14 protein-coding genes are annotated in these 14,346 nt (G+C 73.2%); 9 read left to right on the forward strand and 5 right to left on the reverse strand.

Annotated elements, in window-relative coordinates:
- Window positions 1–82: 82 nt before the first annotated feature.
- From NI25_RS09860 to NI25_RS09890, 7 genes are all read left to right on the forward strand, one after another.
- Window positions 83–328, forward strand: a complete 246-nt coding sequence (locus NI25_RS09860) for an acyl carrier protein (RefSeq protein WP_061442102.1) — start codon at window positions 83–85, stop codon at window positions 326–328.
- Window positions 325–1,548: a beta-ketoacyl-[acyl-carrier-protein] synthase family protein gene (locus tag NI25_RS09865; RefSeq protein WP_061442103.1), complete on the forward strand. Its 1,224-nt coding sequence runs from the start codon at window positions 325–327 to the stop codon at window positions 1,546–1,548. The genes NI25_RS09860 and NI25_RS09865 overlap by 4 nt, the downstream gene beginning before the upstream one ends.
- A gap of 135 nt (window positions 1,549–1,683) precedes the next feature.
- Complete coding sequence (locus NI25_RS09870) at window positions 1,684–2,124, forward strand: DUF6041 domain-containing protein (protein WP_061442104.1); 441 nt, start codon at window positions 1,684–1,686, stop codon at window positions 2,122–2,124.
- A gap of 7 nt (window positions 2,125–2,131) precedes the next feature.
- Window positions 2,132–3,022 carry a DUF6206 family protein gene (locus NI25_RS09875; protein WP_061442105.1) on the forward strand — a complete coding sequence of 297 codons (891 nt, stop codon included), beginning with the start codon at window positions 2,132–2,134 and terminating at the stop codon, window positions 3,020–3,022.
- Window positions 3,009–3,806, forward strand: a complete 798-nt coding sequence (locus NI25_RS09880; protein WP_061442106.1) for a 4'-phosphopantetheinyl transferase family protein — start codon at window positions 3,009–3,011, stop codon at window positions 3,804–3,806. Before NI25_RS09875 ends, NI25_RS09880 begins: the two co-directional genes overlap by 14 nt.
- A gap of 26 nt (window positions 3,807–3,832) precedes the next feature.
- The gene (locus NI25_RS09885) at window positions 3,833–5,077 is read left to right on the forward strand and encodes a hypothetical protein (RefSeq protein ID WP_061442107.1); all 1,245 of its coding nucleotides are present in this window, start codon (window positions 3,833–3,835) and stop codon (window positions 5,075–5,077) included.
- Window positions 5,078–5,330: 253 nt separating this feature from the next.
- Entirely contained in the window at window positions 5,331–5,984 is a 654-nt protein-coding gene (locus tag NI25_RS09890; RefSeq protein WP_061442108.1) for a helix-turn-helix transcriptional regulator, read from the forward strand.
- Between the two features lie 82 nt (window positions 5,985–6,066).
- On the opposite strand, the gene NI25_RS09895 is transcribed toward NI25_RS09890, so the two are convergent.
- From NI25_RS09895 to NI25_RS09910, 4 genes are all read right to left on the reverse strand, one after another.
- Window positions 6,067–6,387 carry a RedY protein gene (locus NI25_RS09895; RefSeq protein ID WP_061442109.1) on the reverse strand — a complete coding sequence of 107 codons (321 nt, stop codon included), beginning with the start codon at window positions 6,385–6,387 and terminating at the stop codon, window positions 6,067–6,069.
- A 22-nt stretch (window positions 6,388–6,409) separates the two neighbouring features.
- The gene (redW, locus tag NI25_RS09900; protein WP_061442110.1) at window positions 6,410–7,585 is read right to left on the reverse strand and encodes an L-prolyl-[peptidyl-carrier protein] dehydrogenase; all 1,176 of its coding nucleotides are present in this window, start codon (window positions 7,583–7,585) and stop codon (window positions 6,410–6,412) included.
- Complete coding sequence (locus NI25_RS40115; protein ID WP_420710809.1) at window positions 7,582–10,656, reverse strand: polyketide synthase; 3,075 nt, start codon at window positions 10,654–10,656, stop codon at window positions 7,582–7,584. Before NI25_RS40115 ends, redW begins: the two co-directional genes overlap by 4 nt.
- A gap of 97 nt (window positions 10,657–10,753) precedes the next feature.
- Window positions 10,754–11,560, reverse strand: a complete 807-nt coding sequence (locus NI25_RS09910; RefSeq protein WP_228955312.1) for an AfsR/SARP family transcriptional regulator — start codon at window positions 11,558–11,560, stop codon at window positions 10,754–10,756.
- Window positions 11,561–12,078: 518 nt separating this feature from the next.
- Here NI25_RS09910 and NI25_RS09915 point away from each other — a divergent pair.
- Together NI25_RS09915 and NI25_RS09920 are read left to right on the forward strand one after the other, a co-directional pair.
- A complete protein-coding gene (locus NI25_RS09915; protein WP_061442112.1) occupies window positions 12,079–12,750 on the forward strand; it encodes a potassium channel family protein in 672 nt (223 codons plus the stop codon).
- A complete protein-coding gene (locus NI25_RS09920; protein WP_061442113.1) occupies window positions 12,750–13,430 on the forward strand; it encodes a potassium channel family protein in 681 nt (226 codons plus the stop codon). The genes NI25_RS09915 and NI25_RS09920 overlap by 1 nt, the downstream gene beginning before the upstream one ends.
- Window positions 13,431–13,531: 101 nt before the next feature.
- Here NI25_RS09920 and NI25_RS09925 read toward each other — a convergent pair whose 3' ends face one another.
- Window positions 13,532–14,344 carry a DUF3159 domain-containing protein gene (locus NI25_RS09925; RefSeq protein WP_061442114.1) on the reverse strand — a complete coding sequence of 271 codons (813 nt, stop codon included), beginning with the start codon at window positions 14,342–14,344 and terminating at the stop codon, window positions 13,532–13,534.
- Window positions 14,345–14,346 lie beyond the last annotated feature (2 nt).

The raw sequence follows: 14,346 nt of genomic DNA on the forward strand, positions 1-14,346 counted from the left end.
GCACGCCGCACGCGCACCACCCCGTCGGCGGGCCGGGGCGGCATGCGGCGACCGATCCACCCAGGAAAGGCGGACCACACTGATGAGCACCACCTACGACAGGCTCGTTGATCTGCTGGTCGACGGTTTCGCGGTGGACCGCGCTGCGATCCGTCCGGACGTGACCTTCGAAGAGCTGGAGATGGACTCGCTGTTCCTCGTGGAACTGCTCCTCGTCATCCAGTCCGAGTTCGGTGTGAAGATCAGCGACGACGCCGCGGTCCCGACCGACACCATCGCCCACGCGGTGGCGCTGGTCGACAGCGAGATAGCGGCCACGGCGTCATGACCGACCGCTCCGTTGCCGTGACCGGACTCGGTCTGGTGACCGCGGCCGGACTGGGCGTCGACGCCACCTGGGAAGGGGTGCTGCGCGGGGAGTCGGCGGGAGCCAAGGACGACCGGCTCGCGGGACTGCCCGTGGACATCGCCTGTGCGGTGCCGGGCCTGGACCCGGCGCGCCACGTGGACCGGCGCAGCAAGCTGGTGCACGACCGCTTCGTACAGCTGGCGATCGTGGCCGCCCGGGAGGCCGTGGCCGACGCCGGACTCGATCCGCTGACCTGGGACGGTGCCCGGGTGGGCGTGGTCGTGGGCTGCGGGCTGGGCGGCGTGTCGACGTGGGAGACCCAGCACCGGCGGCTGCTGGAGCGCGGTCCCGAGGCGGTCTCCGCGCTGCTGGTGCCGATGCTGGTGCCCAACATGGCGGCCGGGCACCTCGCGATGGACCTGCGGGCCCTCGGCCCCAACCTGGTGACCGCGACCGCCTGCGCCTCGGGCGGCACCGCGCTCGGCACCGCCGCCCGGCTGCTGCAGGACGGGACGTGCGACATCGTCGTGGCCGGTGGCAGCGAGGCCGGGGTCAGCCCGCTCATGGTCACCGGCTTCGCGCAGATGGGCGCGCTGTCCCGCCGGGTCGGGGAGCCCGCGGCGGCGTCCCGGCCCTTCGACGCCGACCGGGACGGCTTCGTCATCGGCGAGGGCAGCGGCATGCTCGTCCTGGAGCGGCCGGCGGACGCCGAGGCGCGCGGCGCCACGGTCCGTGCCCGGCTCGTGGGTCACGGCGCGTCGGCCGACGCCCACCACGTCACGGCACCCGATCCCGAGGGCGCCGGCGCGCAGCGGGCGATGGAGGCGGCCCTGGCCCAGGCAGGCGTCTCGGGCCGCGACATCGACCACGTGAACGCGCACGGCACCTCGACGCCGCTCAACGACGCGGTGGAGGCCGCGGTGCTGGGCCGGCTGCTGGGCGACGGGGCGACCGTCACCTCGACCAAGGGTGTCCTCGGGCACACGCTGGGCGCCGCCGGTGCCATCGAGGCGGCGCTGACCGTGCTGTCCGTCGAGCGGTCCACCGTCCCGCCGACCGCGAACCTCCGGCGGCAGGACCCCGCCGTCGACCTGGACGTGGTCGCCGGCGCCCCGCGGGAGCAGAAGGTGGAGTTGGCGATGAGCAACTCCTTCGGCTTCGGCGGGCAGAACGCGGTCCTGGTCTTCGCCTCCCCGTAGAGCCCGCCCGGCGGCCACCGCCCCCGGCCGTCTCCCCGAACGCGTACGCGCGGACCCGTACGCGCGGCCCCGTACCCCGTCACGAGCGTCCCCCGTTCGGGGCGCCCCTCGTCAACCTCCGGAAGAAGCTGTCCCGTGACCGGACGAAACCTGATCCTCCAGCGCATCGTCGGCGCCCTCTACATCCTTGCGGGGATAGGCAAGTTCTTCCCGCAGCTGGAATCGGTGGAGGGGCGCCTGGACGACGCCTCGGAAGCCAACCAAGGAACCGTGATCTCCGGCTTCGTGGACTGGCTGGACGGCCACCCCACCGGCGTCATGTGGTTCGTCGCCGTCGCGATGGTCGCGGCGGGCGTGGCTCTGCTGTGGAACCGCCGGGGCCTGGTGATCGCCGCGCTCTACGGACAGTTGCTGATGCTGGTGATGTTCGTGATCATCCTGGTGAGCAGTGTCCCGCAGATCCTGGTGATGGACGCCGCGTTCTTCGCCGCCGCGATCTACCTCTTGTACCGGTACCACTCGTCGCCGGGCGGGCGGTTCGCCGCGCCGTCGGGCCCGACCCGGGAAGCCCGGTGACCCGGCCATGACCTTCTCCGTACCCTCCGACGCGCTCGACACCCTGGAGGACGAGGTCACGCGGGCGCTGCGGACCACCGACGACCGGGCCCTGACCATCCTCGGCTACGGGGAGGTGACGCTGGTGCTGCGCCTGGAGACCGACGCGGGCGCGTTCGCGTGCAAGCGGCTGCCCGTCTTCCCGTCCCCACAGCGGCTGGACCGGCACTCGGCCTTGGTCGACGACTACATCACCCGGCTGGACAAGGGCGGCGTCTCGGTCGCCGAGACCCGCATGTGGCACCGGCCGCTGCGGGGCGGCCGGGCCGTCGCCTACTGCGTCCAGGAGGCGCTGCCCGAGGAGCGGCTGTGCTCGCGCCTGCTGCACACGGCCGGCGAGGCCTGGTGCGACGGGTTCTTCGAGCGGTTCCTCGACCGCGTCGAGGCGACCGTGACGCCCCGGCTGGGGCTGGACGGGCAGGCGTCCAACTGGATCGAGGTCGACGGCGAGTTGGTGTACCTCGACGTGACGACTCCGCTGATGCGCGACGAACGCGAGCGGGAACTCCTCGACGTGCCCCTGTTCTTCACCTCGCTGCCGTGGCTGCTGCGGGACGTGGTGCGGCTGGCGATGACGAAGTCGATCTTCGACAAGTTCTACACGCCGCGCGGAGTGGTCCTCGATTTCCTCGGCAACCTGCACAAGGAGCGGCTGGAGTGGCTGGTCCCCCGCTTCCTCGAGCAGGCCAACGCCCGCCTGGACCGGCCGCTGGACGCCGAGGAGGTCAGGGCCTACTACCGTGAGGACGCGCGGATGTGGGAGCTGATCCAGCGGCTGCGCAAGGCGGACCGCTTCGTCCACAACAAGGTGCTGCACCGGCCCTACCCGTTCCTGCTGCCCCGTCATGTCGCCCGGTGAGACCGCGACGGCCCGCACGGCGGGCGGCCTCGCGGACCAGGTGGTGCTGGACGTGTCCCGGCCGCTGCGGGTCACGCATTTGACGCCGGCGGCGCGGCGGCTCACCCTCGCCGTGGTGTCCATCGGCTGGCTGCGCGGGCGGAGCGAGGAGGCCCTCGCCGAACTGCGCGCGCGGTACCTGACGCCCGCCGAGGCGGAGCGGGCCGCGATGCTGCACGCGCCCCGCCGCAGGCACGAGTGGCTGGCCGGCCGGCTCGCGCTGAAGCACGCCGTCAGTGCGCACGGCCGGCGGCACTGGCATGTGGACCGGGCGCCCGGCACCGTCGAGGTGCGCACCGTGGTCGGGGGCATCCAGGCGGGAAGGCCGGTGGTGGACGCGCCCGTCGAGGTGGGTCTGACGCACTCGGGGGACTTCGCGGTCGCGGTGTGCGGACCGCACGCGATCGGCGTCGATCTGGAGTACGACCGGCCGATGCCGCCGACCCTGGCCAGGGTGCTCGACCGGGAGTGCGACCCGGGGGCGCCGTCACCGGACGCCCGGCGGCTGGCGGCCATGCCGCCGGCCCTGCGCTGGACGTGCAAGGAGGCCGTGCTCAAGTACTACGGCTTCGGACTGCGGGTCGACGCCCGCGAGGTGGCGCTGACCGGCTGGCTGCCGGACGGCCGCTTCACCTGGCGGCCCGGGGGCGGGCTGCTGCGTCACGCCCCCACCGCCGAGACGCGGCGGCCGACGGGATGGGCGGGCGCCGTCCACGGCCACCACCTGGCTCTCGTGGGGCGATGAGCCCGGCTTTCGAAGAGGAGACCGTCATGACGACCCGCAGCTCGGACCACGCCGCCGCGCCGGTGTCCACGTTCGCACAGGCTCTTGAGGCGGCGGCGGGGACGGCGGCGCTGAGTCCCTCCTCGCACAACTGCCAGCCGTGGGGCCTCGCCCGTGCCACGACCACGGCGGCGCGGCGGGCGGCGGCGGACCTGACCGGCCAGGACGCGGACGAGTACCTGGTCCTGGCACTGGACCGCGAGCGGGAGCTGACCGCGCTGGCCGCCCATGCCGTCGAGATGGAGGTGAGCTGCGGCATCTACTGGCGGATCCTGCTGCGCGCCCTGGCGGCCCAGGGCTGGACGGCCGCCGCGGTGCGCACCCTGGACGGCGACGGCTTGACCGGCAGTGGGGACGAGACCGGATCCGGGGGCGGGTCCGGATCCGCGAGCGGCTCCCGGGGGGCGTCCGGGGCCGTCGGTGGTGCTCTGCTCGGTGCCGGGTGGCCGGCGGCGTGGACGCCGCTGTGCGTGGTGGCGCTGCGCCCCGGGACGCCGTCCGCGGAGCGGCTGGACGACCTGCGCGAGACCGCGCTGGCCCGCCGCACCCACCGCGGGCCGTACCGGCCGGCGCCGGTCTCCGCGGAGCTGCTGCGCGACCTGGCGAAGACCGCCTCGCCGGAGGGCGGGAAGGACGCGGTCCGCCTGCGGCACCTGACCGAGCGGCGGGACCTGCGCGCGTTCGCCGCGTTCGTCGCCCGGCACGCGGGCCTCGACTTCGCGCACCGTGCCGCCTGGCGGGAGACCCACTCCTTCCTGCGCCGGGACCTCGCGGACGCCGCCGCGCGGGGAGACGGGTTCACACTGGAGCAGCTCTTCGGGCCGATGTCCCGGCCGCGCCGGGCCGCGATGCGCCGCGCGCTGGCGCCGGCCACGATGCACCTGCTGGGGAAGGTCGGCTACCACCGGGTGCTGGCCGCCGGGCTCGCCGACATCGTGCGCCGCACTCCGGCCGTGGTGACCATGGGTTTCGCGGAGCGGGCGCCCGCCCGGGCGGAACTGCTGCGCGGCGGAGCGCGACTGGCCGACTACTGGTGGCGGGCGACCCGGCACGGGCTGTCCCTGCACCCCGTCAGCATCGTCATCCAGCACGAGGACCTGCGCGTCCGGCTGGAGCGCGAGCTGTCCCTGCCCGGCGGCCGCACGTTCTTCGTGAGCCGGATCGGTGTCGCCGGACGTCCCGCGCCGCACTCCCACCGGCGCGACGACGCCGCCGGGCACGTGGCGATCTGAGGCGGACAGGCACGCGACCAGCGGCATTCACAAGATTCCCGACAAGATCTTCATCAGGGTGAAACAGATTCGTATCAGGCTGTCACCCGGACGTCACAAGCCACTCTCCAGGCGCGCACAAGCGTGCTAAGTTTGGCCGCATGACGCATATCGGGGGAATCGCAAAGAAAGGCGTCCGGCTCCGAGCGGTCACCGCCGGGCCCGATCCGCAGCATATGAGCCATTCAGATCCCTCCCGTCCGAAAGCCCGCGCATGACGACCCGTGTCCTGGTGTGCTGCGACCGCCTCATCATGGGCGAGGGAATGCGTGCACTGCTGGAGCGGCACCATCTGAAGGTGCAGGTGGAGACCACCCTGCGTGGCTCGCTCAGCACCGCGGCGGAGACCGGGCCCGACGTCCTGGTCGCCGTCGCGCCCCTGGTGACCCTGGACAACATCGACAGACTGACCGAGCTGGCCCGCCTCGGCAAGACGATTCTCCTGAGCAAACCGGAGAACACCCATCGCGCATTCGAGGCACTCCGTGTCGGAGTACGCGCTGTATTGTCGGCGGAAACATCGGTCGAAGAGCTGGTGCACGTCATCAAAACCATCACCGAAGTGAACGCCATAATCGCCCCGGAAGAGGCCCAGGAGGCCTTGACGCGCTATTGGCGGAGCAAAGCACCGAAGAATCTCCGCCCGGACCTGACTCCGCGGGAAACAGAAGTGCTTATTTTACTGACCCAGGGGAAGACGAACACCGAGATGGCCGGGCACCTTTCCGTCTCGTCCACCACGGTCCGGTCGCATGTGCACCGGGTCCTGCGCAAACTGGGTGCGGCGACCCGCGCCCAGGCCGTCGCCATCGCCTACGAGTCGGGGCTCCTGGGCACCTGCCCGGGCTACGGCTCTCCGACACGCTGAGATTCCCGCGCCTCCGGGGGGGCCGGACGGCTACGCCGCCGTTCGGTCCCCCGGGGCTCCGCCGTGCCGGCGGACCGCCGCGTCAGGGCCGTGCCACGTAGCCCGGTTCCACGCGTTCGCCGCTCATCTCCTCGACAACCGAGGCCATCGTGTCGAATGCGGCGACCAGGCCCTGAAAGGCTTCCGATTTCATGTCCCTGGAGAATGCGTCCAGCGTGCTCACCGTGATGGTCTCGAAGTAGTGGAATGGAGCGTCCCGTTCCGTGCTCACCCGCTGCACCGCGAAGGCGCGCACACTGGGCAGGAGCGGACAGGTCGCGTAGTCGACGTCCCGGACCCAGGCCTCGAAACGGGCCGGGTCCACTCCGTCGTGCAGACGAATACGGTGGATGATGACGTCCATGTCTGGTTTCTCCCCTGTGCGTTCAGCGGCGTGCCGCGGGACGCCGGCGCCCCAGGCCCAGCGCTCGCGCTACGTTGTTCTTCTGGATCTCGTTGGTACCGGAGAAGATCCGGGCGGGCAGCGCGTCCCGCAGCAGGGTCTCCGCCTCCCCGTCCAGCACGCCCAGCGCACCCCGCACCTGGACGGCGTCCAGCCCGAGTTGCACGGCGGCCTCGCTGACCGCGATCTTCGCGAGGGCCGGGCCGATCTCGTCCGCCGTGCCGTCGGCCAGTGACCGCGCCGCCCGGTAGAGCAGCAGCCTGGCACCCTCGTAGCGGCCCAGCATGTCGACGATGCGGTGACTGACCGCCTGGAACTCCCCGATGGGCGAGCCGAACTGCTCCCGGTCCCGGGCGTGTTCCACCGTGGACTCCAGCACCCGGCGCATCGCTCCGAGGTAGGCCGCGAAGAGGCAGGTGCGCTCCCATTTCATGGACCCGGAGAAGATGCTCGCCCCGGCACCCTCCGCCCCCAGTACCGCGGCGGCCGGGACGGGGCAGTCGTCGAAGTGGACGTCGGCCGTCGGGGAGCCGCGCAGCCCGACCTTGTCGTACGGCTGCCCCACCGTGAGCCCCGGGGTGGATGCCTCGACCAGGAAGGTGGTCAGCCCGAAGAAGCCGCCGTTCGGGTCGGTGGCGGCCTGCACCACGAACATGTCGGCCACCGGGGCGTTGGTGATGAAGCACTTGGAACCGTTGAGGACGTAGCCGCCGTCGACGGCCCGGGCGCGGGTGCGCAGACGCAGCGCGTCCGACCCGGCCTCCGGCTCGGTGATGGCGTGCGCGGCGATCCGCTCGCCCGAGCTGAGGGCCGGCAGCCACGCGGCGCGCTGCTCCTCGGTGCCGAACTCGACGATCGGCATCACGGCGGCGAACAGGTGCGCGGCGACCGAGAAGGCGAAGCCGGTGTCCGCGCAGCCGTACCCGAGCGCCTCCATCGTCGCGGCCGCGGCCACCGCGTCCAGGCCGCTGCCGCCGTACTCGCCCGGCACGGTGGTGCCCACCAGGCCCTGTTTGCCTGCCAGGCGCCAGCGCCGCCGGAAGTCGTCGGCGTCGGCGAAGCGTCCGGAAGAGTCCAGCTCGCGCCGGGCGAACCGCACGACCATGTCGCGCATCTCCGCCGTCTCGGCGTCGAACCCGGCCTCGAAATCGAAGTTCATCGCGTTGCGTCCGTGCCTTCCTCGATGAGCAGGTGGTAGTTGATGCCGCCGGTTCCGAACGCGCTCACCGCGGCGCGCCGCGGCCGGTCCGGCCCGGCGGGCCAGGGCAGGGCCTGCGTGGCCACCCGCGCCGGGACGGCGTCCAGGGCGAGGTCGGGGCTGAGTTCGCTCAGGTTGACGCTGGGCGGCAGGGTCGTCTGCCGCAACGCCTGGAGCGTGCGCAGCAGTCCGGCCGCGCCGGCCGCGGCGAAGGTGTGGCCGAGGAAGGACTTGGCGGACCCGATGTGCAGCGGTGCGCCGCGCCGCCCCGTGCCGTACACCTGAGCGACGGCGGCGACCTCCACCCGGTCGCCCAGCCGGGTCCCGGTGCCGTGGGCCTCCAGGTAGTCCACGTCGTCCGGTCCGAAGTCCACCTGGGCGAAGGCCTGCCGCACCGCCCGCGCCTGGCCGTCGGCGTCCGGCGCGATCAGCGACTTGGCGTCGTTGGAGGCACCGACCGCGCGGAGCACGCCGAACACCGGGTCGCCGTCGCGCCGGGCGTCCGCCAGGCGCTTGAGCAGGAACAGCGCGCAGCCGTCGCCCGGGGTGAAGCCGTCGGCCGCCGCGTCGAAAGGGGTGATCCTGCTGTGCGACAGCAGGCCCAGCGCGGAGCACAGCACCATGTCCCGTGCGTTGCAGGGCAGTTCCACTCCCCCGGCGACGGCGTAGTCGGCGGCGCCGGCGCGCAGTCGTCCCACCGCGACGTCGAGCGCCGCCAGCGAGGAGGCGCAGGCGGCCTCCACGGCCACCGGTACGGCGTCCAGGCGGTGTTCGTTGCCGACCAGGGCGGCGATGCCGCTGGCGACGCTGCCGTCCCAGGCGGCCGGCACGTCGACCGGGCCCGGATCCGCGAACCGGTCCCGCACCAGCTTGGTCAGCGTCTCGACCTCGTCCGGCCCCAGCCGGCCGAGCGCGGCGAGGGAACGGACGTCCGCCTCCAGGTCGTCCAGGCACAGGCCCGTGTGCAGCCGGCGTTCCCTGGACAGGCCCAGGTTGCTGCCCACGGCCACCGTGCCGACGCCCTTGAGCGAGTGCGGCGGGCGCCCGTGGCGGGCGAACATCTCGGTCGCCACGTCGAGTGCGAGGCGCTGGGCCGCGTCCATCGCCGCGTACCGGTGGGGCGGGATGCGCATCCCGGCGGGCGGCGCGTCCGGCACCGGGACGGGCGCGCCGAGGTCGGTGTAGCTGCGGCCGCGGGCGAGCGCGCCCGGCGCGTGGTAGAGGTCGCGGTCGAAGGACTCGGCCGGCAGCGGCCCGATCCGGTCCCGCCCGGAGAGCATGGTCCGCCAGAAGCCGTCCGCGTCGGGCGAGTCGGCGAACCGCCCGCCGAAGCCGACGATCGCGACGGGCTCCCCGACACCGCGCACCGGCGCCGCGGCACCGCCCCGCACCGGCGAACCGGCTCCGCCGCGTACGGGGGAGCCGACGGCACCGCCTCCCGGCAGACCGGCGCCGCCCCCTCCGGGCAGACCGGCGCCACCGTCCCCGGACGCGTCGGCGCCACCGCGCACGGCGGCTGCCCCCTCGGCCCCGGGGCTCACACCGGCCGGGCCGACCCGGGCACCGGCGTACGGGCCGGCCAGGGCGCCGTCCGCCGAGCCCACCGACGCACGGGCCTGCGAACCACTCACGGTCCCGTCCCCCGAGCCGGCCGCGACGCCGTCCGGCGAGCCGGCGGCAGGTTCCGGAGTCCCGGCGGCAGCCGGTACGTGCTCTTCGAGCAGCACGTGGCAGACCGTTCCGGTCAGCGAGGAGCCCAGCACCGCCGCCCGGCGGGGCGTGCCGTCCGCGGGCGGTCCCCACGGCTCGGCCGTGCGCGGCGCCCGGAACGGCTCCGCGGTCGCGGCGGGCCCGGTGCCGGTCCGCGCCGGGGGCACGGTGCGGTGGTGCAGGGCCAGCGCCGCCTTGGTGACACCGGCGAGCCCCGCGTTGGCGAAGGTGTGGCCGAGCCGGTCGCGCACGCTGCCCAGGGCCACCGAGCCCCGCGGCGCGCCGGCGTGGAGCGCGGCGATGGCCTCCTGCTCGGCGCGCCCCAGCGCGTCCGTGCCCTGCCCGGCGCACTCGACGAGGCCCACCGACCCGGGCGCGACGCCCGCCGTACGGTGCGCGGCCTCGGCGACCGCCCTGCGGTGCCCGGCCGACAGCGAGTGGCGGAAGGTGCCCGGCCGCCCCTCGTGCCGCAACGCGCAGTCCAGGACCGACGCGTACACGCGGTCGCCGTCCCGCCGCGCGGTCGAGCGGCGCTTGAGCAGCAGCGCCCCGAGTCCCTCGGCGAGTACGGGGGCGTCGCCGGCCCCGTCCGGTCCGGCCGCGAATCCCTTCGCCGCCAGCGCCCGCCGCGCGAACCGGCCCTCGTCGCGCTGCCCCACCACGACCAGCGCGGCGTCGGTCAGCCCGGCGCGCAGGCTGTCCACGGCATGGGCGAGGGCCCAGTACGAGGTGGCGTCCGCCGACTCGACGGCGAGGGTGCGTCCGCGCAGCTTGAAGGCGGACGCGATGCGCGCCGGGATCGTACTGGCCATTTCGCCCACCCGGTCGTGCGGGGAGGCGCCGAGCCGGCGTGCCAGTACGTCGTTGAGTTCCCGCTCGGCCTCCCGCGGGTCGGTGCCGGTGTCGCGCCAGGTGCCGTCCGCGAGGACCTCCGCCAGGTCCCGGGCGTAGCGGGCGCCGTCGACGCGCAGCGCGTTGGCGTACTGCCGGTCCAGGCCGAGGCAGGTGCCCACGACGACATCCGTGCGGGCCGGGAGGCCGCCGGAGCCCGAGGCGTCGTCGAGGCACTGGCGGGCCGCCTCCACCATGAGCAGTTGCAGGCGGGCCATGGAGGCCGCCTGGGCCGGCGGGATGCCGAAGCGCGCGACGTCGACCTCGATGTCGCCGAGGCTCGCCGGTGCCGATCCCGCGTCGGCGCCGGACGGCGGGGCGTCGGCGATCAGCAGCCGCCACAGCTCCTCGATGCCGTGGGCGCGGGGGTGAAGGGCGGACATGCCGACGATGGCGATCGGTTCCGGGGGGCAGGGCGGCGCCGGTGACACCGGCGCCGCGCCCCCGTCCGTGACTGTTTCCTTGTCTGACAACTTCTCGTTCCTGTTCACAAGGGCGCCGGCCGCGCGACCGGCCCGAACGGGGCCGTCAGGCGGTGAGCAGGCCGCTGTCCGCCGGCGGTTGCGGTTCCCGCCGCAGCGTGGACGGCACCTTCAGAACCGGGTCCTGCGCCAGGATCTCGGCGTGCCGTCGGCGCAGCAGCGCTCCCGGCTGGACGCCCAGCTCCTCGTCGAGCCGCTTCCGGGCCAGGTGGTACGACTCCAGCGCGTCGCCCTGGCGTCCCACCCGGTAGAGGCCGACCATCAGCAGCTCGCAGAACCGCTCGCGCAGCGGGTACTGCGCCACCAACTGCTGGAGCATGGCGATCGCCTTCGCCTCGCCGCCGAGCAGGAACAGCGCGCTCACCAGGTCCTCCAGGGCCGTGAGCCGGCGCTCCTCGAACAGGGCCGCCGCGCCCCGGCAGCGCCTGCCCTCGCCCGCGTCGATGAGGGCGGGGCCGCGCCACAGCCGCAGCCCCGCCTCCAGCAGTTCGACGGCGCGCGCCGGGTCGGCGGGGAGCACGGCGGCGCCCTGCGAGACGAGCCGCAGGAAACGGTTGCCGTCCACGCACTGCGGGTCGATCTCCAGGAGGTAGCCGCCCAGAACGGAGCGCAGGATGCCCCGGGTCCGCTCGGGGCAGGCGCGCTCGTTGATCACCTTCCGGGCGCGCGCGGCGTGCGCCTGGAGGGCGTTGAGGACGTTGTCGGGTGGGGTCGTGCCCCAGAGTTCGTCCACCAGGTCCGCGAGCGACACGGCTCGGCCCGCGTCGACGGCGAGCGTCGCCACCAGCGTGCGGACCTTCCCGGCTCGGATCCCGCCGCCGCCGTGCGGCGTGTTGATCGATACCGGTCCCAATATGTTGATTTCCACACATCCCCCGAGGTTGTACAGGCTGTATCCATCGTCCGAGGGGTCTGCCACGCGTGCTGCCGGACAGCTCGGTGTGCCAGGTCGCCCTCGCGTGCTCCCCGCACTCCCGTGAGCGGACGGGGTGCTGGTCTGCGGCGGTCCCGATCGGCCCCGAAGGACCGCCGCCCGGTTTTTGGCTGGCTCGCAGCCAGTTCTCTTCCGGGGTCCATCGTGACAAGCGCTCCCCGACCCGTCATCCACCGAACGATCGGATTCCGGCCTCAACACAGGACCGGCGAAGGGAGACGGCACCGTCAATGTGTTGAGGCACGGCCGCGTTGCGGTTCAACAGAACTGAACGACGCGAACCGACCACCCCGGCGGGGTCCGGCGGCGGCGGACCGGCATGATGGTGCCCCGCGGCCCCCAGCGGGGCCGCGGATGTTTGCCCGTCGAGCCGAAAGAGGAAGATGAACGGGATGTTCACCCCGGTAAGAGGGCTGAGAAGAAGAGTGGTGTGAGCCGTGCACATTGTCATCATGGGCTGCGGGCGGGTGGGCTCGGCGCTCGCCCAGACCCTGGAGCAGCAGGGGCACACGGTCGCCGTGATCGACCGGGACCCCACCTCCTTCCGGCGCCTCGGTTCCTCGTTCGGCGGCCGCCGGGTCACCGGGATCGGTTTCGACCAGGACACCCTGCGCGAGGCGGGCATCGAGGAGGCCGGCGCCTTCGCCGCCGTCTCCAGCGGTGACAACTCGAACATCATCGCCGCCCGTGTGGCGCGCGAGATGTTCGGCGTGGAGAACGTCGCCGCCCGTATCTACGACCCGCGCCGTGCCGAGGTCTACCAGCGCCTGGGCATCCCCACCGTGGCCACCGTCCGCTGGACGGCCGACCAGATGCTGCGCCGGCTGCTGCCCTCGGGTGCCGAGCCGCTGTGGCGCGACCCCACCGGCGGTGTCCAGCTCGCCGAGGTGCACACCTCCTCGGCCTGGGTCGGTCACAAGATCAGCCGGCTCCAGGAGGAGACGGGCGTGCGGGTCGCGTTCGTCACCCGGCTCGGGGAGGCGATCCTGCCCTCCTCGCAGACCGTCCTGCAGGAGGGTGACCTCGTGCACGTGATGATGCGTACCGACGAGGTCCACAAGGTCGAGGCGGCGTTCGCCAAGGGTCCCGAAGAGGAGGGCGGTCACTGATGAGGGTCGCCATTGCCGGAGCCGGCGCGGTCGGCCGTTCGATCGCGGGCGAGCTGCTGGAGAACGGCCACGAGGTCCTGCTCATCGACAAGGCGCCGACCGCCATCTCGGTCGAGCGCGTCCCGATGGCGGAGTGGCTGCTCGCCGACGCGTGCGAGATCACGTCACTGGACGAGGCGGCGCTCCAGCGCTGCAACGTCGTCATCGCCGCGACGGGCGACGACAAGGTCAACCTGGTCGTGTCCCTGCTGGCCAAGACGGAGTACGGCGTCCCGCGCGTCGTCGCCCGGGTGAACAACCCGAAGAACGAGTGGCTCTTCAACGAGTCGTGGGGCGTGGACGTCGCCGTCTCCACCCCGCGGCTGATGTCGGCCCTGGTGGAGGAGGCGGTGAGCGTCGGCGACCTGGTCCGGCTGCTGCGCTTCAGCCACGGCGACGCCAACCTGGTCGAGCTGACGCTGCCGGAGGAGTCGGCCCTGGCCGGTACCCAGGTCGGCGACGTCCAGTGGCCCGAGGACACCTCGCTGGTGACGATCATCCGCGGCACCCGGGTGCTGACGCCGTCCCGGGAGGACTCCCTGGAGGCGGGCGACGAACTGCTCTTCGTCGCCGCTCAGGCCCGTGAGGAGCAGCTGGAGGACCTGCTGTCGGCCCGGCGACGGCCCGACGGCGTGGTCTGACCGGCACCGGGATCCGTCCGGCACGGAGGGTCCGTTCACGGCGGTGGGGGCGCCCGGAGAGTTCCGGGCGCCCCCACCGCCGTGCTGCGCCGTCCCGGCCGTCAGGCCTTGCGGTGCCTGCCGCCGCGCAGGTCCGCGGCCTCGCCGTCGCCCTCGGACGACCCCGGCGGCAGAGTCCCGGCGGCCTCCTGCTCGCGCCGTTCCCGCTCGGCCTTCTCCGCCTTCTCGGCCTTCTCCGCCGCCTCCATCTCCGCGAAGACGTCGATGGGGGCCGGCGCCTTGGCCAGGAAGACCCAGGTCAGCCAGACGGCGAGCAGGAAGGGCGGGATCTTCAGGGTGACCAGGACCCAGCCGAGCTGCTCCGTGTCCGCCCACCAGTACAGCGGGAAGAGGATGGCCGACTTGGCGAGCAGGATGAAGCCCCAGGCGTAGCTGGCCTTGGTGTACGCCTTCTTGCGGCCCGGGTTGCGGGTGCGCCAGGACAGGTTCTCCTTGAAGACCGGGCCGAGGATCAGGCCGATCAGCGGAACCCCGGCGAGCGAGGTGACGATGTACGCCAGCGCCAGACCCAGGGTGTAGAGCATGCCCGGCAGATAGAAGTTCTTGGCGTTGTCGGTCATCATCGCGAAAACCACGCCGAAGGCGACGCCGAAGACCCCGCTGAACGCGTGCTTGACGGTGTCCTTCATCGCCAGCCGGACCACGACCAGCACCACCGACACGGCCAGGGCCGCGATCGCCGACATGTGCAGGTCGTTGTTGAGCGTGAAGATGGTGACGAAGAGCAGTCCCGGCAGCACCGTCTCGACCATGCCGCGCACGCCGCCGAACGCCTCGAACAGCGCGGCCTCCGTCACCGCCCGGGCGTCGTCGGCCTCTGTCGTCTCTTCGGTCGGCTTGTCGAGCGACGTCACCG

Source organism: Streptomyces sp. CCM_MD2014 (assembly GCF_000772045.1).
Classification (GTDB): domain Bacteria; phylum Actinomycetota; class Actinomycetes; order Streptomycetales; family Streptomycetaceae; genus Streptomyces; species Streptomyces salinarius.